Source organism: Halomonas llamarensis, assembly GCF_023555005.1.
Lineage (GTDB): Bacteria > Pseudomonadota > Gammaproteobacteria > Pseudomonadales > Halomonadaceae > Vreelandella > Vreelandella llamarensis.
On the sequence record NZ_JAMJPJ010000024.1, the window covers coordinates 1 to 20066 of the forward strand.

Sequence of the window (20066 nt, forward strand, 5' to 3'; positions counted from 1 at the left end):
GAGGCTGGACATCTGCTGCAAGACCGTATTGACTATTTCCATGAAAGCCTGTGCTCGGGTGGTGATGTTGTCAGAGACCCCATTATCTGAGCATCAGGCTTTCTTTAAAACTGTCCGAACCATTGTAAATAAAAGCCTGCGTAAATGTGGTGTCATGACATCATCCTTAATGTAAACCAAATGGGCCAGGGAACAACATGGCCATGACAATACCCAGTACGATAGAGACGGCGAACATCGCCAGCACAGCAGGCACCAAACCAATTAGAATGCCGCCGATGCTGTAGCCAAAACTGGCCTTGGGAATAGCTCCTGACAATGCATTAGCGCCGACCCATACCGAATAGACCCACAGCGGTAGCGTCCACAGATAAGGCACGCCCAAAGCGGTCAGACCCGCACCTAAAGTATCGGCAACCAGCCAGGACGCCGCAGCCAAGTTGAACAAATCCCCCTGACCATCCCAGCGGCCACCACGTTTCATCCACCAGCGTAATATGCTTAAAACCACAAGGAAAACCACCCAGACGGATATCACCCCCAACATAAGCGCCTGCCAGACCGGCATGGGCGGTACATTGGGTGGCGTCGCTCGCATATTGGGATCAAGGCCCGCCAGAAGTCCAATTAAGGTAATAGCCGCCACCGCCTGCCAGCGAGGGAAGTCAAAATGCGAAAAAGACAGCTTCCGCAGAAAGCAAAGAGAGATTGCAGGTGCAATCATACTTAGCCACCTCTTTTTATGAACAGTCTATTTAAAATTCGAAACACCCAAGTAATTTATCGCGGCAATACCTGCCACTGTAACAGCGAAAACAACCAAGAAATGCCTTGCAAAAAAAGCACCAAGTTTTAATTGCTAATCATCCCAATTATATATTGACCTAAAAGCAATGAGCCAACAAATATAGAGACAACCACAATAACCATTAACGCTTGAAAAAAGAAATTGCTCCCATCTTCATTTGGCACGAGGTTAAGCTTGGGCATCACAAACCACCTAAATATTGCTGTAACAGCAAAAGCAAATAAAACCCCAGCAACTGTTTTAACAAACTCTGAATCCACCCCTTCCTCCTTTCGATAAAAAAACCATTTTTAATAAAAAAAGCTTTTCCAAATCCCTTATACTAACCCACTCCCCAAAGAACCCCCTGCATTATACGAACAGAAAACATAGCGACAAAAAATACTAGAAATTTCATTACTAAATATTGCACCCCCTTATTTCTAAAACCCAAAAAAGCAAGAAAAACATAAGTCAGCCACGCTGAGACAAAGCCAATAAACATAAGAATAAAAAATTTAATAAAAAAATAGAACAAATCCATGCCTACTAAATCCTGTGCCCTTTGGTTGAGGGCTACCCACATGGATAGCCCCAAAAACCCATTCACAGATCAAAACTACCAATTACTGTCGATATAGTTCGTCGTACCTGTACCAACAAAGGAAGTAGTGAATACTGCTGCTGCCGATGAAATTCCTCTAGCTGGAAAAATCGCACCTGCTGCAAAACCACCAGCCGCTGAGCTTAAAAACCCCTTGGGATCACTACCACCTGATACCAAATAGACATACCCAACGACGAAGAGCCATTTATTTATTTTTTTCATACCAGACACAAAAAACCAAAAACAAATAAACCAAAAAAGACACTCCCAAAGAAATAAAAAACAAAGAAATAACATTTTTTCTATAAATATCACCTGGTGAAAAAAACTCATACAAAAAATATCCTGCAAAAAAAACAAAACCAATAATCAATGATGAAAACAAGGCGGTAACCTTATCTTTAGAAAACAAACCACCAATATAACCGGCTAGAGAATCCACTAGCGCACCAAAAAATTCAAACATAAAAACCTCAAAATTCGCCTCCAACTCTCATACAATTTCGCCAAGTCTTGCAAATCAAGACAAACAAAAAGCAGACTCAACCTTGACACCACTTTAATAACACCACAAACCGAAAATAAAATCAGTCATCATTCGAAGGAACAATTCCGAAAAAATCAAAAATAAACTCAACAAAAAGAATCGCACTAATAAACACAAAAAGAAACGGCACTCCCCACAACAAATTGTGTAGCAAACTACTTCCTTCATCTGGGGTTGAAATAAATTTTGGCAATATAAAAAACCTAAAAAGTGCTGTCAAAGAAAGGAAAATAAAAACACCTAGCAAAATTTCTTTATTCATAGCTTTAGGGTCCCGGATAATTAATTAGTCTTTAAAATATCAACCACCCAGGGACGGCTATCTAAAAAAGCGCAGGTCTTTCAAGGGCTATGAGCCCGAAAAGCCTGCTGCTTTACCGCCTGAGCCGTTTGCCGACGTGGCTGGGTGGTAAAGAAATCTTCTGCGCTCTGAGTACCTTCATCAAGCGGCACAATCGCCAGAATCTTGCCTTTTAATACTGAGTCGTCGCGAGTTTCCCACATATCCAGAAACTGGTATTTGCTATAGGTACGGTTACCCAGCGAAGGATCTGCCAGCCAAACCGTATCATCATCAATCCCACGCAAGACGGAAAAATGATCATTCTTACGGTGCTTTGTATAGACAATAGTGGGGATTTTTAACTGGGTAAGCTGGTTGAATGATGCCGCATACCCAACGCCTCGAAAACCAAACTCCGTCAGGGCATTGGCGAGATCATCAAAAGAGGCCATTCCATCTTCATTTTCATCATCTAAAACGCCCATGGCATCTAACACTTCTTCCTCGGTGATTGATTGACCGTAATGTTCATTAAGAATCGTTGCCACCGATGCCGCACCACATGAAGCATCAAGATCCTGTTTGACGACTTCCGAATCGCGTAATGATTTCCAGCTTGTGATGCCAATAGACCCACGTAAATGAGCATTACTGATATACGCGGAATCTGACGCCGTTGCTGAAACAGGCAGCAAAATAAATATAACCGCATACAGTAGCAACAGCTTTTTGAATGAAAACCAGCGTAAAAGTGGCGTCATGCCATCATCCTTAATGTATACCAAGTGGGCCAGGCAACAACATGGCCATGACAATACCCAGCACGATAGAGACGGCAAACATTGCCAGCACAGCAGGCACCAGGCCAACTACAATACCGCCGATGCTGTAGCCAAAACTGGCCTTGGGAATGGCTCCCGACAAAGCGTTAGCGCCGACCCATAATGAATAAAGCCACAGCGGCAGCGTCCACAGATAAGGCACGCCTAAGGCTGTCAGACCCGCGCCCAAGGTATCAGCCACCAGCCAGGACGCCGCAGCCAAGTTGAACAAATCCCCCTGACCATCCCAGCGGCCACCACGTTTCATCCACCAGCGTAATATCCTTAAAACCACAAGGAAAACCACCCAGACTAATATCACCCCCAATAAAAGCGCCTGCCAGACCGGCATGGGCGGTACATTGGGTGGCGTCGCTCGCATATTGGGATCAAGGCCCGCCAGAAGCCCAATCAAGGTAATAGCCGCCACCGCCTGCCAGCGAGGGAAGTCAAAATGCGAAAAAGACAGCTTCCGCAGAAAGAAAAGAGAAATTGCAGGTTTAATCATATTCAGCTACCTTTTTTTTAACAGACTATTTAAAACTCGAAATACCCATGTAATTTATCGCGGCAATACCTGCCACTGTAGCAGCGAAAACCACCAAGAAATGCCTTGCAAAAAGATACCACTTAGACTCTTTTCTTACCGCGCACTTAACAAATAGAACGCTTACCAATCCAGTCATCAACGAAGCAAGAAAACCAACCAAAAGACTCACAAACACATCAATTACCCATAACATCTAAAGCCAAAAAAAATTTTTCAACTCTCACAAACTATAGACAAACCTCGCAAACCAAGATAGATGTACAAAAGAAGCACAGCAGAGCCAAAATGAAAAAAATATGACACCAAAGAACCAGCTTCAAAAACAAAGCAAGAAATGCTTTGCCAAACAAAGACCTGAGAAACCCAAACACCTTTATTAAGCAAAAGGTTTCTACCAACACTTTCCAAGGAAAAAGACATTGTGACAGCCTCATTTTTAAGTTTTTGAAAAAACAAGCCCAGTTTATAACTGTGCTCGCCATTGCATTCAAATATCACCGCCCCCAATAGTCGAAAACCCCATAAGAAACTCCCATAAACCCAATCCTTTGCGCATAATATGCACCAAGTGTACGCACTGTAAAATGACCATACATAGATGCACCAAATAATACATAAGGAAGGATTGAGCCTTCAGTTTCCTCCATCTCTTCCGATGAAAGTGCAGCCAATTCCATCGTTTGAGCATTATCCATGTTGAATACCTTATCGGCATCAGCCAGATTGTTTTCGCTGGCGGCAAACGCCGGGGCGGCAATAGCGCTACTTAACAATGTTGCAATAACGGCTTTTTTCATTTTCTTTTTCTGTCTCTTCGTCACTTCACGTAGGTTTAAAACTATCAAACATCACTTACTTTTGAATAAAAACTCAACCCCAATGGCCACATACAAAAAATTAACCAAAAAAACAAAGTATAAAAATGAACCAACGAAGGAGCCGGAATACATATAAGCCGCCGAACCCCAAAATCCAAGTTGACCTAAAGCAAAAAATCTATTTTTCACAAACACAATACCAACATTTCTTACCAGCTTTCCTACAAAAAAACTCACTTTTTTCATAAGAAACCCCAATGTGTTTATTAATCAAACTGACTCGACCGCGTGGGTCGAGCCAGCGTACAAAATATGTATTTGTTTATTACCAAAAAGTGGAATCGCCTAATGAATAAGCTCCAAATATAGTAGCAGCTCGAGTAGCGAAATACCCACCTACTGATCTTGCGGTAAAGTTTGTACCCAGCGCAAGGCCCAAGCTTAGGAACGGGACTAACTCTCCTTCTGTACTTTTCATCTCTTCCGACGAAAGTGCAGCCAACTCCATCGTTTGAGCATTATCCATGTTGAATACCTTATCGGCATCAGCCAGATTGCTTTCGCTGGCGGCAAACGCCGGGGCGGCAATAGCGCCACTTAACAATGTTGCAATAACGGCTTTTTTCATTTTCTTTTGCTCCTTGTCGTTTGACAGAAAATTAAAAGGCATAAAGCCAATTCAGCCTCAGGTCGGAACCGCCTCTTCCTGAAGCATTTGCCTGGAAGGTCAAATTCAATGTGTTGCCCTTCGAGACGCCGTAGCCGAGACCGAGCGTTACGTCTGTGCTCGTCTGGCGAAATCCTTGTGGCTGATTGTTATAGCGGTCTGCCTGTCGGCTCATCCACTGAAACCCGGTGGTCAGGGTAACGCGATCATTTACCGCAAACGCCACCGATGGCCTTAGTGAAGCATGGTTGCCCGGCTGGAAATTAATCCCGCCATCGTCACGCTCTTGGTTCCATTGAACAGACGATGTAAGGGAGAGCACTACGGGGTCAATGGCGCGATAAATTGTTGCACCAACTTTCCATGACTTACCGGAAGAATGGCTTTGCTGGTGCTTTTCATAAAGCGCGCCTTCAACAAAACCAAGAAATGCAGGCGTATCGTTATCTTGTGAAAACTGGTAATTCAAACCCAACCATGAATCCACTAATCGATTTTCGTTGTTTTTTTCTACCTCTGAAAGACCACCGGAACGAACACTTTTATATAAGTAACTGGAGCGTGCATACACCTCTGCTTCATTGCTCACGCCGTAACGAAACCCGAGGGTACCCACCAGTACATCAATATTCTGTTTGGATTCACCAAATTGAGTAGGAAGTGTGATGAATGAGGTTTCACCGGTTTGGATAGTCACCGGCTCGCCAGCCATTACCCCCTGCCGCTCATTGTTGGCGTAAGACAGAGAGGCATCAATCTTGAATTTGCCTTTATCGGTAATAAGCTCTTCAACCGTCAGTGGTAGATCCGCAGCGGCAACTGACGACACCATTGTTAGAAAGCTTACAAGCCCCACACGCAAAATGTTATCACGCAACAAAACAGCTTCCATGCTGGACCCCATCAATCAATTATCTATGTAAATATAATTGATTCTCATTCAAACTTTAACCCCCGTCTTTAGGCGAAGAAGGCGAGGGCTGATCAATCAGCCACTTCAGGCATTTACCGCCGTGGTGACGGTAATTTCTACCTTGAGCTCATCCGCCGGTAACGGCGCACAGACACAGGTGCGGGCAGGCGCATAGCCGTCGGGCACCCAGGCATACCAGACGTCATTCATGGCGGCAAAATCACTGCCGTCTTTCAGGTAAATTGTCGCGGTTAAAAGCTGCTCGCGGCTTGCACCAATCTCTTTTAATAACGCCTCCAGGCGGGCCAACATGCTGTGGGTTTGCTCGGCAATATCACCGTGACGCGCTTCCGGGCCTGCCACTTGGCCGCACAGATAGGCCACGCCGTTGTGGATCACCGCACGGCTCATGCGGGCTTTGGTATCGTGACGCTGGATAGACATAAAAAAACCTCAAAAAACGTAATGGGATGGAAGCGACTCATCTTACCCACTCTCTTCGCAATCGGCACGCAAGCCGACTGACTTTCCCGACGTGAAGCGCTATCCTATGCCGCCTGTTTGACCACCGATAAGGGCCGTTTCATGCAGCGTGCCGATTTTGCCTACGCGCTACCCGAAGAGCTGATTGCTCGCTATCCTTCTGAGCAGCGCAGCGACTGCCGCCTGCTGTGCGTGGATGGCCGCGACGGCCACCTAGAACACCGCCGTTTTACCGATTTGCTCGAGATTCTTGAGCCGGGGGATCTTTTGGTGTTCAACGACACCCGCGTGATTCCGGCGCGCCTGCACGGCCACAAAGCCAGCGGAGGCAAGGTGGAAATGCTCTTGGAGCGGCCACTGGACGCTCATCGCGGCCTGGCCCACCTGCGTTCGAGCAAATCCCCTAAGCCGGGTACCGAGCTTATTTTCGAGGGCGATATTCACGCCGTGGTCGAAGACCGCCGCGATGCGCTGTTTGAGTTACGTTTTCTTGGCGAAACGCCGATGATTGCGCTGTTAGAAAAACACGGCCACATGCCGCTGCCGCCTTATATTACCCGCGAAGATGAGCTCAGCGACCGCGAGCGCTATCAAACCGTCTACGCCCGCCGCGATGGCGCCGTCGCGGCGCCCACGGCGGGGCTTCACTTTGATCAACCGCTGCTCGATGCGCTGGCAGAAAAAGGCATCGACAGCGCCTTTGTCACGCTGCACGTCGGCGCCGGCACTTTTCAGCCAGTGCGCGCGGACGACATCCGCGAGCATCACATGCACAGCGAATGGATCGACGTTAGCGAGGCGGCATGCCAAAAAGTGCGCGCCGCGCAACGGGCGGGCAAGCGTGTCGTCGCGGTCGGCACCACCAGCGTACGCTGCTTGGAGAGCGCCTGCCGAAACAGCCCAGACGGTCAGATTGCCCCGTTCAGCGGCGATACCGATATTTTTATCTACCCTGGCTATCAGTGGCGCTGCGTGGATGTCTTGATTACCAACTTCCACCTGCCAGAATCGACGCTGTTAATGTTGGTCTCTGCCTTTGTCGGCTATGAGAACATCATGCATGCTTACCGCGCCGCAGTGAGGGAGCGCTATGCGTTTTTCAGTTACGGCGACGCGATGCTGCTTACGCGCTAATTAACGAGTTATTGTGATGCGAAACGAATGCTTTATGCGCTTTGAGCGCTTAGCCGATGACGGCCGTGCCCGCCGTGGGCGCTTACACTTTCCCCGTGGCACGGTTGAGACACCGGCGTTTATGCCGGTGGGCACCTACGGCACCGTCAAAGGGATGACCCCGGCGGCGGTGGAAGAGATCGGCGCGGAGATCATTCTCGGCAATACCTTCCACCTGTGGCTGCGCCCCGGCACCGATGTCATCGACGCCCACGGCGACTTGCACGACTTCGCGCAGTGGCAAAAACCCATTCTCACCGATTCGGGCGGCTTTCAAGTCTTTTCGCTCGGCGAAATGCGCAAAATCACCGAAGAAGGCGTGCACTTTCGCTCCCCCGTCGACGGCGCCAAAGTCTTTATGGGGCCGGAAGAATCCATGGCCGTACAGCGCGCCCTTGGCGCTGATGTCGTGATGATTTTCGATGAATGCACACCTTATCCGGCGACGTTCGAAGAAGCCGAAAAATCCATGGAGCTCTCGCTTCGCTGGGCCAAACGCTCGCGCGAGGCGCATGGCAACTCGCCTTCAGCGTTGTTCGGCATCATCCAGGGCGGCATGCACCCGGCGCTGCGCGAGCGCTCGCTCAACGGCCTATTAGATATTGGCTTTGATGGCCTCGCGATTGGCGGGCTCTCGGTCGGCGAGCCAAAAGAAGAGATGATCAAAACGCTGGATTACCTCCCCTCTTGGATGCCCGATGATACCCCGCGCTATCTCATGGGCGTGGGCAAGCCGGAAGACTTGGTCGAAGGCGTGCGCCGCGGGGTGGATATGTTTGACTGCGTGATGCCGACCCGCAACGCCAGAAACGGCCACTTATTCACCGCTGATGGCACGGTCAAAATTCGCAACGCCAAACACCGCTTTGATACCCGCCCGCTTGAGGAAGGCTGCGATTGCTACACCTGCCAGCACTTCTCGCGTAGTTACTTACACCACCTTGACCGCTGCAATGAGATGCTCGGCTCCATGCTCAATACCGTGCATAACTTGCGCTACTACCAGCGTGTCATGGCGGATTTGCGCGCAGCTATTGAAGCGGGTACATTGACGACCTTTGTGGAAGGCTTCTATGCTCAGCGCGGTCTACCAGTGCCTCCCGCCCCAAATTAATCGCTGCCAGCCTCTTGGCTGGCCGCTTGATTAACACGTTCTACTCAACCTTTGCCATCAACGCGTTGTTAACTAGGAGTTCACTCAATGCTGGATTTTTTCATCTCTCCCGCCCTCGCCCAAGAGGCGGCTGGCGGCGGCGGTATCGCTCAAATTGTGATGCTGGTCGGTTTCGTGGCGATTTTCTACTTCCTCTTGTGGCGGCCACAGTCCAAGCGCGCCAAGCAACATAAACAGCTCATCAGCCACCTGGAAAAGGGCGATGAAATCGTGATCGGCGGCGGCTTAGTCGGCCGTGTCACCAAGGTCAGCGATGAGTTCTTGAGCATGGAAGTAGCGGACGGCACCGAAGTTAACGTGCAAAAGAACGCCGTTGCCGCCGTGCTGCCCAAAGGCACCATCAAGTCCATCTAAGCTCACCCACCCTGCCGGCCAGTGCCTGACGAGCTAGCGCCAGCCACCCCGGCAGGGGTGCCATCGTCTAAAAGATGGTGAGCGCTATAAGATGGTGAACTATGCCGTGTCTCGCACCCGCGATACACGGCGTTCCGTTTGACGTTGAAGGCAGGGCCTGCATGCTCAACCGTTATCCCCTGTGGAAGTATCTGATGATACTGGTCATTTTAGTGGCTGGTCTGATCTACTCACTTCCTAACCTATTTCCAGAAGATCCCGCCGTTCAAATCAGCAGCGCGCAAAACGATATCGCAGTGGCACAACGCGATATCGAGCGTGTAGAAAGTACGTTAGCTGACAACAACATCGCCGTAAAAGCCGTCGAAAAAACCGGGAGTCAGTGGCTCATTCGTCTGCAAAATGACGACGATCAGCTGCGCGCGCGCGACCTCATTAGCGAGACGCTCGGTAACAACGTGACCGTTGCGCTCAACCTTGCCGAAGCCACGCCAGGCTGGTTGCAATCGCTCTCAGCATCGCCGATGACGCTCGGCCTTGATTTGCGCGGCGGGGTGCACTTTTTACTTGAAGTGGACATGGAGGCTGCGCTCACTCAGCGCTTGGAAGTGAACGCCAGCGCCATACGCGAGCTGTTGCGCGACGAACGTATTCGCTACCGCGACACTGACATTGAACAGCGCAGTATTTCGCTTGAGTTTATTGACGCTGAAGATCGCGATAACGCTCGCAGCCTGATCAGACGCGAATTCCCCGACTTTGACTATCAAAGCGAAGGCGAGGGCCGCGGCGCACGCTTGGAAATGGCGCTGACCGATGAATCGGTCAATGAAATTCAAGATTACGCCATCAATCAAAACCTCACCACGCTGCGCAACCGTGTCAACGAGTTAGGCGTTGCAGAGCCGCTCGTCCAGCGCCAAGGGCCCAATCAGATCGTGGTGGAACTCCCCGGCGTCCAGGACACCACAGCCGCTAAGCGAATCGTGGGCGCCACGGCGAACTTGGAATTTCGCCTTGAAGCGCGCCCCGACACGCCCGATAACGAAACCGAAAGCCTACCCTTCCGCAACGAGCCCTCGCGTAGCGCTGAATTGATGCGTGATCTGATCATCACCGGCGACAGCGTCTCTAGTGCTAACCACAGCTTTGACGAAAACGGTCGCTCGCAAGTCAACATTGATCTGGATGGCACTGGCGGCACATTGATGAACCGCGCCACGCGCACCAATATCGGCCGCAACATGGCGGTGCTGTATATCGAGCACAAAAGCGAAGAACGCACGGTGATCGACCCAGAAACCGGTGAAGAGACCACCGTTCGTGAGCCTTATGTGGAGCGCGGCATTATCAGCCTCGCCACCATTCAAAGCGCACTGGGTAACAGCTTCCGCATTACCGGGTTAGACTCCCCAAATGAAGCCGCTGAGCTTGCACTGCTGCTACGTTCCGGCTCGTTGGCCGCGCCGATTTACTTTGCCCAAGAGCGCACCATCGGCCCAAGCCTTGGTCAGGAAAATATCGAGCGCGGCATCATGTCGGTGCAGATAGGCTTGCTGCTGGTCGTGCTCTTTATGCTGGTACGCTACAAGATCTTTGGCGTATTCGCCAATGTCGCCTTGGCGTTTAACTTAACGCTGTTGGTGGCGGTAATGTCGATGCTTGGCGCCACACTCACACTCCCCGGCATTGCCGGCATTGTGCTGACATTGGGCATGGCCGTAGACGCCAACGTGCTGATTTTTGAGCGCATACGCGAAGAACTCCGCAACGGGCTGTCTATCCAGCAAGCCATTCACGCTGGCTACGAGCGCGCCTTCACCTCTATCGTGGATGCCAATATCACTACGCTCTTGGTGGCGGTGATTCTGTTCTCGATTGGCACCGGGCCGGTCAAAGGCTTTGCCGTCACGCTATCTATCGGCATTTTGACCTCCATGTTCACCGCGCTGCTGGTCACACGCGCCATGGTCAACCTGACCTACGGCGGCAAACCAGTCAAAAAGCTGTGGATTTAATCCCGCTCAGCCCAGACATCACGAGGTAAAAATGAAACCGTTCACAGACCGGCAAATCGATTTTATGGGGCGACGCAAGTTCGCCTTTATCGTGTCCGGCGTACTGCTGTTAATCGCGATTGGCGCCCTGTTTTTTCAACAGCTTAATTTAGGCCTGGATTTCACCGGCGGCACACTCATCGAAGTGCGCTACAGTAGCGCACCATCGCTTGACGCCATTCGCCAACTGCTTGAAGAACAAGGCTTTCGCGATGTCGCCGTACAAACGTTTGGCGCTTCAACGGAAGTGCTTATTCGCTTGCAGCAAGCGTTTGACCCCGATGTAGGCGAGCGGGTTGTTGGCCTGCTGCGCGACCAGGGCACAAATGTTGATCTTGTGCGCGCCGAGTTCGTGGGGGCCCAAGTAGGGGATCAACTGCGCGATCAAAGCGGCATGGGAATGCTGATCGCACTGGGTGTGGTGATGCTTTACGTCGCTTTTCGCTTTCAGTACAAGTTCGCCATCGGCGCGCTCATGGCCCTGCTACACGATGTGATTATCGTGATCGGCGCTTTTGCGCTGTTCGGTATTGATTTCGACCTCACCGTGCTGGCGGCAATTCTCGCCGTCATCGGCTACTCGCTTAACGATACGATCGTGGTCTACGACCGTATTCGTGAGCAAATTCGCACGTCGCAGATTGATGACATGCCGCAGATCTTTAACGAAGCGATCAATGCCACGCTTTCGCGTACGCTAGCCACATCCGGTACGACGCTATTGGTACTGTTGGCACTGCTCTTTCTGGGTGGCGATATGATCGAGAACTTCGCCATCGCTCTGCTAATTGGCGTCGTGGTGGGGACGTTCTCGTCTATCTATATCTCGGGTGCACTTTTGCTACCGCTGAAGCTTACGCGTGAAGACTTAATCCCCTCGCGCAAAGAGATCGACGAAGAGGAAGAAGAACTGCCCTAAATAGGCGATTCTTTTTTACCTCACTAAAACACGGCACCAACAAAAACGCCCCGCCAGCCGTAATGCTAGCGGGGCGTTTTTGTTACTACCGCCATCGCGCAATGAATTGCGCTCCTACTAGATGAATCAAACTGTAGAAGCCTGATTTATCAGGCGAACAGTAACGGTTGCAACCAATTGTAGGAGCCCGATTTATCGGGCGAATTAAAGATTTTGGCACTAGATTTGGACGCTACAAATGCGGCGCCAGCTGCTTCATCAGCGCCTTGTAAAGGCGCGGGCCGGCCGCCATTAGCTGGCCTTCAGGCTTGATTATTGGCTGGCCCGCAGGCGTTCCTATTAGCGCGCCGGTCTCTTTAAGCAGCAAGGTACCGACATGCATATCCTGTTCTTCCAGACCCAGCACAAAGCCACTGTCCACGCGCCCGGTGGCCACTTCACAAATATCTAACAAGCCGCTACCCGTTGCCACCAGCGTGTCAAGCTGCGGGGCCAACTGCTGCATCAGCGTTAAATACGTCGGAAGATGGCGCTGGCGTAGCTCGCTTCCCGGCAAGCTCAGCGCCATTCGCGTACCGGTAACCGCGGTCGATTTGCTAACACGCATGCGTTTGCCGTTGTACTGGGCGCCACGCCCGCGGCTGGCGATATATTCGTCATCGGCAAACGGCGCGATGACCACCGCGTGCTCGGAACGCCCCTTAACCAGGCACACCACAGAAAAGGCAAACCCTTTACCCGCCACAGCTAAATTGGAATAACCGTGCAGCGGCTCAATTTTCCACACGGTCTCTTCGCCTTCCCCTTCGCCGGCTTTATGGTCGGTATAATGGCCGACTAAGCCGTGATGCGGATAGCCGCGTTCGAGCTGTTGCACAACGGTTGCTTCAGCCTTACGCGCGGCCTCTTCGAGTAAGCGTTCAAGATTGACTTCGTCGTACGCATTTTCAATGCGCTCTCGGATGCGGAGAAAGTGTTCAACGCCGCTGCGCGCAGCGCGCAGGGTAAACTGGACCATCGGATTCATGAACGGACCTTGTGCAGTCGTCTGTAAAAAACAGAATGTTAAAGAACGGGACAAATCATTGAGCGGCATTCGCCACCTATTAGGCGCACCATTCTAGCAAAAGCCGACCAAAGTCGCTATGCGCTTTCTACGCGGCACCTTCGTCGTGCTACACTTTATCGCCATATTTGACCACCATCGGGCGCCGACAAAACACCACCCGATGCGATACCCCTTTCTTTTTTGAGCCTTACCGGACTTTTTCTATGCTTGAGCGTCTTCGCATCGTGCTGATTGGGACCAGCCATCCAGGCAATATCGGGGCTGTCACCCGAGCCATGCACAACATGGGGTTAAGCGACCTTGCGTTGGTCGCGCCGCGCTGCGAGCCGATCACCCAGGAGAGCATCTCGCGCGCATCAGGCGCGGATCATTTGCTGCACCAAGCAGCGGTTCATCCCACGTTGGAAGACGCCGTCGCCGACTGCACGCTCGCCGTAGGCGCCAGCGCACGCTCGCGCACGCTGCCGTGGCCAATGGTCTCCCCACGAGAGCTGGCCGCCCACTTGCCCGAAGAGTGCCAGCACGACAACGCCCGCGTGGCGTTGGTGTTTGGCCGTGAGGATAGTGGGTTGACCAACGCCGAACTTCAGCGCTGCCATGCCCACGTACACATTCCCACCAATGCGGATTTTAGCTCGCTAAATCTCGCCGCCGCCGTGCAAGTGATTGCCTACGAGTGCCGCTTGGCGTGGCTTGAAACCGCGCCAACCACAACGCCGACAGCGGAAGAAAACGGCAGCGACCTCGCCTCTCATGCCGATTTGGAGCGCTACTTTGCGCACTTAGAGCGCACCTTGGTCGCCGTTGAGTTTCACGACCCCGACAAGCCGCGTCAGCTGATGGCACGCCTGCGGCGGCTATATTTACGCGCGCGCCCCGAACAGATGGAGCTTAATATCCTGCGGGGTATTCTGAGCGCGACGGAGAAAAAGATAACCCGATCAGAGACGCCATAACTCACCAGACGCTCCTAGTGCGGCTAGATAAACGCGAGGGCTTGAATGGCGCCGACCCTGACCGCACCATACGCTATTCACTACGATTCGGTATTCGATACCGGGCCTGACCGTTTCACAGGACACTCCCATGTTCCCACGCCTACGTGAAGACATTAACAGCGTATTTGACCGCGACCCGGCGGCGCGCAACTTTTTTGAAGTGCTGACCAACTATCCTGGCCTGCACGCGCTGCTACTGCACCGTTTTAACCATTGGTTGTGGAACAAAAATGCCAAGTGGTTAGCGCGTACGCTGTCAACGTTTTCCCGCTGGCTGACGGGTATTGAGATTCACCCCGGCGCCACCATCGGCCGACGTTTTTTTATCGACCATGGCATGGGCGTGGTGATTGGTGAAACCGCGCTCATCCATGATGATGTCACGCTCTATCACGGCGTCACGCTTGGCGGCACCAGCTGGCACAAAGGTCAGCGTCACCCCACGCTTGAAGACGGCGTGATAGTCGGTGCCGGTGCCAAAATTCTTGGCCCGTTTACCGTCGGCACCGGCGCTAAGATTGGCTCCAATGCAGTAGTGACCAAAGAGGTCCCCGCTGGCGCGACCGTCGTGGGTATTCCGGGCAAAATCGTCAAACGCGCCGACCCGGATAGCGAGGAAGCGCTGGATATCGACCCGGCACGGCGCGAAGCGATTCGCCAGAAATTCGGCTTTGATGCCTATGGCGTTAGCCAAGACATGCCCGACCCGGTCGCGCGCTCCATGCAGGCCATGCTCGATCATATGCACGCAGTGGATGAACGCATCGAACGCATGTGTTCAACGCTTTCCAAGTTGGATGCGAGCTACCGTGGGGGCCGCTTACCCGAGCTTCGCGACGAGGATTTCGCCGAGATTCTTGATGAAGCGGATACCGGCTGCCCCGGCGTCGGCCGCCGCAGCGCAAGCGCTGACGACACCCCTAAAACACCGCCTCCTTCGGGTAAAGGTTGACCAAAGCAGTCAGGCTTTCCCATAATGGCGAGACATTTGCCGCAAGGACGCTGTGTGACAGCGTTGAGGTGCCGCCATGCGATTGACGACCAAAGGCCGCTACGCCGTTACTGCCATGCTTGATCTGGCGCTCAATGCTGACGCAAGCCCAACGAGCCTCGGCGATATTTCCCAACGCCAAGGGATTTCACTTTCTTATCTTGAGCAGCTGTTTGCGCGCTTGCGCCGCGCCGGGCTGGTCAAGAGCGTGCGCGGACCTGGCGGCGGCTACTTTCTTGCTCAAACACCCAGCGACATCAGTGTGTCGCAGGTCATTGACGCAGTTAACGAAACCGTCGATGCAACGCGCTGCCAAGGGCTCTCCGATTGCCAAGAGGGCGACACCTGCTTAACCCACCATCTGTGGTGCGAGTTATCGGGCCAGATTCGTCAGTTTCTTGATGACGTCACCTTGGCACAGCTAATGCAACGTGGCGACGTACGCCAAGTGGCAATGCGACAACAAGCACGAGCCGACGCCAGTATTTCGACGCTCAACGTAACGTAAAGCGTGACGTAACCCTCAACCGTGAAATGAACATGTCCCAGACGATGCCCTCGCTGCCCATTTATGTCGATTACGCCGCCACCACGCCAGTGGATGAACGCGTGGTCAGCGTGATGCAGCGCTACCTCACCGTTGACCAGCTGTTTGCCAACCCCGCCTCGCGTAGCCACATGCTAGGCTGGCAAGCGGAGCAGGCAGTCGAGCAGGCGCGGCGGCAGGTGGCCGATAGCATTCACGCCGACCCGCGCGAAATTGTCTGGACCAGCGGCGCCACCGAGGCGGATAACCTTGCGCTCACAGGCTTTATGCGCGCAAACCGCGAGCACGGCATGCACTTGGTGACGTCGACCATCGAACACAAAGCCGTGGTTGATACCGCGAAGGCGCTGGAAGCAGAAGGCTTTGAGGTGACTTGGCTCACCCCTGCGCGTGATGGGCGCATTCAACCAGATCAGCTGCGCGACGCTATGCGCGACGACACGGCGCTGGTATCGCTGATGGCGGTGCATAACGAGCTGGGTAGTATCAACGACATCGCCGCTCTTGCCGCTGTGGCGCATGAATTTGGCGCGGCGTTTCACACCGATGCGGCCCAAGCGATTGGGCGCATCGACTTAGACGTAGCCGCCCAGCAGATTGACCTGATGTCGCTCTCCGGGCACAAAGCCTACGGCCCCAAAGGCGTCGGCGCGCTTTTTGTTAAGCGCCATCCGGATATTCGTGTCGAGGCGCTTATTCACGGTGGCGGCCACGAACGCGGCATGCGCTCGGGCACGTTACCCACGCATCAGATCGCCGGTATGGGCGAGGCTTTTACCCTGCTACGCGAGCAAGCCACCGACGAACAAGCGCACATTACCGCACTGAAACAACGTTTTCTTGCTGGCCTGGACACGCTAGGCGGGGTGTATCTCAACTCACCGCCGGAAAATGCCGTGCCCAATATTCTCAACGTCGCTTTTGACGGCGTGGACGGCGAGGCGCTTTTAATGGCGCTGCGCGATATTGCGGTTTCTACCGGGTCAGCGTGCAACTCAGCGAGCGTTGATCCGTCCTATGTATTACTCGGCGTCGGTGTGCCGCGTCGGCTCGCCCTTGCCTCGCTACGCTTTAGCTTCGGGCGTTTTACCCGCGAGGCTGATATCGACCATGTACTGCACGTACTTCATCACGCGGTCACCGGCCTGCGCTAATCAGCGAACGATCTTTTAGGAGGTGCCTTATGGCAACGCTCAATATTACCCCCGCTGCCGCCGAGCAGATTCATCACGTGCTTGACGAGCGCGGCCAAGGACTCGGCCTGCGCGTTTCGGTTAAACCCAGTGGCTGCTCAGGTTACAGCTACGTGCTCGACTTCGCCGATGAAACCCATGAAGGCGACATCAGCTTTGAAGAGCACGGCGTCAAGGTCTTCGTCGACCAAGAAGCCCTCGACATGCTTGATGGCAGTGAAGTCGACTACGTCAACGAAGGGCTCAATCGCTACTTCCGGTTTAACAACCCCAACATCAAAGATGAGTGCGGCTGCGGCGAAAGCTTCACGGTGTAGCGCAAAAGGCGACGGATACCACCGTGCAAGACACCCGTATTCATTGCCGCTGGGAAGCGCTATAATCGCGCCTACTCAGCCAAGCCGCTGACTCATTTTCCTGTGCCGCCCTGGCCTACCAGGGCGGCGATTTCTGTTATCAACCGGTTTTCATACCGCCGTTTTATTCATCACTAGGAGATCAACATGGCGACCGAACGTACACTGTCTATCATCAAGCCCGATGCTGTAGCCAAAAACGCGATTGGCGAGATTGTCACTCGCTTTGAAAAGGCTGGCCTTAAGGTCGTGGCTGCCAAAATGCTGCACCTCGATAACGACAAAGCCGGTGGCTTCTATGCCGAGCATAAAGAGCGCCCGTTCTTTAACGACCTGGTGGGCTTTATGACTTCTGGCCCCGTTGTGGTTCAAGTGCTTGAAGGCGAGAACGCCGTCGCGACAAACCGCGACCTGATGGGCGCGACTAACCCGAAAGACGCTGAGCCCGGCACCATCCGCGCAGACTTTGCCGAAACTATCGACGCCAACGCCGTTCACGGCTCTGACTCGCCGGAAAGCGCCGAGCGCGAAATTAGCTACTTCTTCAGTAACGACGAAATCTGCCCGCGCTAAACGCGCTGGCGCGCGGCGCAGGCCTTCCCGTTTTTTACGTTATGGGGCGCCTGTGCCGCCACTTTGTCTGTTGCCGGCCATTTACGCAGGCTCCCCACGCCTGCCTCTTTCCTAAATGCTGACCGCCATGACCACCACCGTTGTCCAACATACGCCCGCTGCACCTTTGGCTTCCGCCACGCCTGAACGCGAAAACCTGCTAGGCATGTCTCGCGAGCAGATGGCGGCGTTTTTTCTCTCCATTGGCGAAAAGAAGTTCCGTGCCAGCCAGGTGATGAAGTGGATTCACCTTGAGGGGATTGATGACTTCTCAGCCATGACCAACCTCTCCAAGGCGCTGCGCGAAAAGCTCGCCCGCGTCGCTGAAGTGCGCGGGCCAGGGGTTGTGTATGAGGGCTCCTCCAACGACGGCACGCAAAAATGGGTGCTTGAGGTGGAAGATGGCAGCTACGTGGAAACCGTGCTGATCCCTGCAGATAACGGCAAGCGCCGCACGCTGTGCGTGTCGTCTCAAGTCGGCTGCTCGCTGGATTGCAGTTTTTGCTCCACCGGCAAGCAGGGTTTTCAGCGCAACCTTACGGCCGCCGAAATTATCGGCCAGGTGTGGGTAGCGCAACGTAGCGTCGGCCCGCGCCGAGACACCGCCAACCGCCCGGTCACTAACGTGGTGATGATGGGCATGGGCGAACCACTACTGAATTACGACAACGTCGTGCCGGCGATGAAGCTGATGCTCGACGATGACGGTTACGGTCTTTCCAAGCGCCGAGTAACGCTCTCTACCTCCGGGGTGGTGCCGATGCTCGACAAGCTCGGCGATGAGCTTGATGTGAGCTTGGCGGTCTCTCTGCATGCTGCCAATGACGAATTGCGCAATGAGCTCGTGCCACTTAACCGTAAGTACAACATTCGCAGCTTGCTCGATGCTTGCCACCGCTACCTGGCAAAAAGCGATGCCAGACGCAATGTGACTATCGAGTACACGCTAATTAAAGACGTCAACGATCAGCAGCGCCACGCCGAAGAACTGGCCACACTGCTCAACGAGCTGCCCTGCAAGATCAACCTGATTCCATTTAACCCGTTCCCACATTCCGGCTACGAAAAGCCATCGCGGAACCAGTGCGTGCGCTTTCAGGATTGGCTTTTTGAGCTCGGCTACTCCGCGCCGATACGCACTACTCGCGGCGACGATATCGATGCCGCCTGCGGCCAGCTAGTGGGACGGGTAAAAGACCGTACCAAGCGCAGTGCGCGCCATATCCAATCGATCCAGCTTGATGCCGACTAAATAGGTATCGTCTTGCGCTGTTGGCTTGACTTACGTCGGCCACGGCGCTTTGATAGACACGTTTTTTATTAACGCTGCCTTTGAGGATCTTGATGATCAGTCGCCGCTGGCCAAACCGCCCATTGAGGGCACCGATGTTGACCGTAATCGTCAGCACGCTATGGCTAACTGGCTGTGCCTCGTTAAGCGATACCTCCCCAGAGAACCAGCCAAAGGCAGCCAACGCTTATACCCAGCTCGGGGTTGCCTATTTAGAGCGCGAGAACTTATCGCGCGCGCTCAACGCGCTAGACCACGTCCTTGAGATTGCCCCCAAACACCCCGAAGCGCTTCAAGCGCTGGCGCTGGTTTACCAGCAACAGGGAGACACAGCGCTCGCCGACGAGCATTTTCAAAAAGCGCTAGATGTCGCCCCCAATTTTACCCAGGCGCGCAATAATTACGCGGCCTTCCTTTATCAGCAGGCCGACTACCCGCGCGCCTGCGAACAGCTTGAGAAAGCCTCACAAGATGCGCAATATGCACGCCGCGCCCAACTATTTACCAATTTAGGTCAGTGCTATACCGCGCTAGGAGACACACAACGGGCGCGCGAGCGTTTTGAGCGCGCTCAACAGATCGATCCGCGACACGCACGCAGTTATTTTTTATTAGCCGAACTCGCGTTTTCACAGGGCAATATGTCCCAAGCCTGGCCGCCACTTCAAACGTTTATGCAGCTGGCCGCGCCCAATCGCGCAGCGCTTGAGTTGGCGGTTGAAATCGCCAGGGCACGCGGCGAATTTGATAAGGCCGCCGATTATCAGCGCCAGCTGGGTCAGTTAAATTAAGCACATCTCGATAGTGCTAAGTTAATGTTACTGCTGCCCTGATCACCCGTTTTTTAATGAAGGAT

The 20066-nt window shown here is 53.1% G+C and carries 27 protein-coding genes; 13 read left to right on the forward strand and 14 right to left on the reverse strand.

Annotated elements, in window-relative coordinates; all coding sequences use genetic code 11:
* Positions 1-166: 166 nt before the first annotated feature.
* From M8006_RS12935 to M8006_RS12995, 13 genes are all read right to left on the reverse strand, one after another.
* The gene (locus M8006_RS12935; protein ID WP_250082849.1) at positions 167-724 is read right to left on the reverse strand and encodes a hypothetical protein; all 558 of its coding nucleotides are present in this window, start codon (positions 722-724) and stop codon (positions 167-169) included.
* A gap of 128 nt (positions 725-852) precedes the next feature.
* On the reverse strand, positions 853-1068 hold the full coding sequence (locus M8006_RS12940; RefSeq protein WP_250082850.1) for a hypothetical protein: 216 nt from the start codon (positions 1066-1068) through the stop codon (positions 853-855).
* A 62-nt stretch (positions 1069-1130) separates the two neighbouring features.
* Positions 1131-1373 (reverse strand): hypothetical protein, encoded by a 243-nt coding sequence (locus M8006_RS12945; protein WP_250082852.1) that lies wholly within the window; start codon positions 1371-1373, stop codon positions 1131-1133.
* Positions 1374-1406: 33 nt separating this feature from the next.
* Positions 1407-1616 carry a hypothetical protein gene (locus M8006_RS12950; RefSeq protein ID WP_250082855.1) on the reverse strand — a complete coding sequence of 70 codons (210 nt, stop codon included), beginning with the start codon at positions 1614-1616 and terminating at the stop codon, positions 1407-1409.
* Entirely contained in the window at positions 1600-1860 is a 261-nt protein-coding gene (locus M8006_RS12955) for a hypothetical protein (protein ID WP_250082856.1), read from the reverse strand. The genes M8006_RS12950 and M8006_RS12955 overlap by 17 nt, the downstream gene beginning before the upstream one ends.
* A 121-nt stretch (positions 1861-1981) precedes the next feature.
* Positions 1982-2203: a hypothetical protein gene (locus tag M8006_RS12960; protein WP_250082858.1), complete on the reverse strand. Its 222-nt coding sequence runs from the start codon at positions 2201-2203 to the stop codon at positions 1982-1984.
* Positions 2204-2283: 80 nt separating this feature from the next.
* The gene (locus M8006_RS12965; RefSeq protein WP_250082860.1) at positions 2284-2985 is read right to left on the reverse strand and encodes a C39 family peptidase; all 702 of its coding nucleotides are present in this window, start codon (positions 2983-2985) and stop codon (positions 2284-2286) included.
* A 10-nt stretch (positions 2986-2995) separates the two neighbouring features.
* A complete protein-coding gene (locus M8006_RS12970) occupies positions 2996-3553 on the reverse strand; it encodes a hypothetical protein (protein WP_250082862.1) in 558 nt (185 codons plus the stop codon).
* A 536-nt stretch (positions 3554-4089) separates the two neighbouring features.
* On the reverse strand, positions 4090-4392 hold the full coding sequence (locus M8006_RS12975; RefSeq protein ID WP_250082865.1) for a hypothetical protein: 303 nt from the start codon (positions 4390-4392) through the stop codon (positions 4090-4092).
* Positions 4393-4443: 51 nt separating this feature from the next.
* Positions 4444-4659 carry a hypothetical protein gene (locus M8006_RS12980; RefSeq protein WP_250082867.1) on the reverse strand — a complete coding sequence of 72 codons (216 nt, stop codon included), beginning with the start codon at positions 4657-4659 and terminating at the stop codon, positions 4444-4446.
* 79 nt (positions 4660-4738) lie between these two features.
* Positions 4739-5041 carry a hypothetical protein gene (locus tag M8006_RS12985; protein ID WP_250082870.1) on the reverse strand — a complete coding sequence of 101 codons (303 nt, stop codon included), beginning with the start codon at positions 5039-5041 and terminating at the stop codon, positions 4739-4741.
* Between the two features lie 31 nt (positions 5042-5072).
* A complete protein-coding gene (locus M8006_RS12990) occupies positions 5073-5972 on the reverse strand; it encodes a hypothetical protein (RefSeq protein ID WP_250082872.1) in 900 nt (299 codons plus the stop codon).
* A gap of 105 nt (positions 5973-6077) precedes the next feature.
* Positions 6078-6437: a RidA family protein gene (locus M8006_RS12995; RefSeq protein ID WP_250082873.1), complete on the reverse strand. Its 360-nt coding sequence runs from the start codon at positions 6435-6437 to the stop codon at positions 6078-6080.
* A gap of 141 nt (positions 6438-6578) precedes the next feature.
* Here M8006_RS12995 and queA point away from each other — a divergent pair, with 141 nt between their 5' ends.
* From queA to secF, 5 genes are all read left to right on the forward strand, one after another.
* Positions 6579-7610: a tRNA preQ1(34) S-adenosylmethionine ribosyltransferase-isomerase QueA gene (gene queA / locus M8006_RS13000; RefSeq protein WP_250082876.1), complete on the forward strand. Its 1032-nt coding sequence runs from the start codon at positions 6579-6581 to the stop codon at positions 7608-7610.
* 34 nt (positions 7611-7644) lie between these two features.
* The gene (gene tgt, locus M8006_RS13005; protein WP_430886830.1) at positions 7645-8763 is read left to right on the forward strand and encodes a tRNA guanosine(34) transglycosylase Tgt; all 1119 of its coding nucleotides are present in this window, start codon (positions 7645-7647) and stop codon (positions 8761-8763) included.
* Positions 8764-8850: 87 nt separating this feature from the next.
* Positions 8851-9177, forward strand: a complete 327-nt coding sequence (yajC, locus tag M8006_RS13010; RefSeq protein WP_250082879.1) for a preprotein translocase subunit YajC — start codon at positions 8851-8853, stop codon at positions 9175-9177.
* Positions 9178-9338: 161 nt separating this feature from the next.
* Positions 9339-11195: a protein translocase subunit SecD gene (secD, locus tag M8006_RS13015; protein ID WP_250082979.1), complete on the forward strand. Its 1857-nt coding sequence runs from the start codon at positions 9339-9341 to the stop codon at positions 11193-11195.
* Positions 11196-11226: 31 nt separating this feature from the next.
* Positions 11227-12153 carry a protein translocase subunit SecF gene (gene secF, locus M8006_RS13020; protein WP_250082881.1) on the forward strand — a complete coding sequence of 309 codons (927 nt, stop codon included), beginning with the start codon at positions 11227-11229 and terminating at the stop codon, positions 12151-12153.
* A gap of 232 nt (positions 12154-12385) precedes the next feature.
* Here the strand turns inward: secF and M8006_RS13025 are convergent, their stop codons facing one another.
* On the reverse strand, positions 12386-13180 hold the full coding sequence (locus tag M8006_RS13025) for an inositol monophosphatase family protein (protein WP_250082883.1): 795 nt from the start codon (positions 13178-13180) through the stop codon (positions 12386-12388).
* A gap of 245 nt (positions 13181-13425) precedes the next feature.
* Here M8006_RS13025 and trmJ point away from each other — a divergent pair, with 245 nt between their 5' ends.
* From trmJ to pilW, 8 genes are all read left to right on the forward strand, one after another.
* The gene (trmJ, locus tag M8006_RS13030; protein ID WP_250082884.1) at positions 13426-14178 is read left to right on the forward strand and encodes a tRNA (cytosine(32)/uridine(32)-2'-O)-methyltransferase TrmJ; all 753 of its coding nucleotides are present in this window, start codon (positions 13426-13428) and stop codon (positions 14176-14178) included.
* A 130-nt stretch (positions 14179-14308) separates the two neighbouring features.
* Positions 14309-15172, forward strand: a complete 864-nt coding sequence (gene cysE, locus M8006_RS13035; RefSeq protein WP_250082886.1) for a serine O-acetyltransferase — start codon at positions 14309-14311, stop codon at positions 15170-15172.
* A 76-nt stretch (positions 15173-15248) separates the two neighbouring features.
* Positions 15249-15719: a Fe-S cluster assembly transcriptional regulator IscR gene (iscR, locus tag M8006_RS13040; RefSeq protein WP_250082887.1), complete on the forward strand. Its 471-nt coding sequence runs from the start codon at positions 15249-15251 to the stop codon at positions 15717-15719.
* A 32-nt stretch (positions 15720-15751) separates the two neighbouring features.
* Positions 15752-16912 carry an aminotransferase class V-fold PLP-dependent enzyme gene (locus M8006_RS13045; RefSeq protein WP_250082889.1) on the forward strand — a complete coding sequence of 387 codons (1161 nt, stop codon included), beginning with the start codon at positions 15752-15754 and terminating at the stop codon, positions 16910-16912.
* A 29-nt stretch (positions 16913-16941) separates the two neighbouring features.
* Positions 16942-17268 carry a HesB/IscA family protein gene (locus M8006_RS13050; protein ID WP_250082891.1) on the forward strand — a complete coding sequence of 109 codons (327 nt, stop codon included), beginning with the start codon at positions 16942-16944 and terminating at the stop codon, positions 17266-17268.
* Between the two features lie 186 nt (positions 17269-17454).
* On the forward strand, positions 17455-17880 hold the full coding sequence (gene ndk, locus M8006_RS13055; RefSeq protein WP_250082892.1) for a nucleoside-diphosphate kinase: 426 nt from the start codon (positions 17455-17457) through the stop codon (positions 17878-17880).
* Positions 17881-18007: 127 nt separating this feature from the next.
* A complete protein-coding gene (gene rlmN / locus M8006_RS13060) occupies positions 18008-19171 on the forward strand; it encodes a dual-specificity RNA methyltransferase RlmN (RefSeq protein WP_250082893.1) in 1164 nt (387 codons plus the stop codon).
* 134 nt (positions 19172-19305) lie between these two features.
* Complete coding sequence (gene pilW / locus M8006_RS13065; protein ID WP_250082895.1) at positions 19306-20001, forward strand: type IV pilus biogenesis/stability protein PilW; 696 nt, start codon at positions 19306-19308, stop codon at positions 19999-20001.
* Positions 20002-20066: the final 65 nt, after the last annotated feature.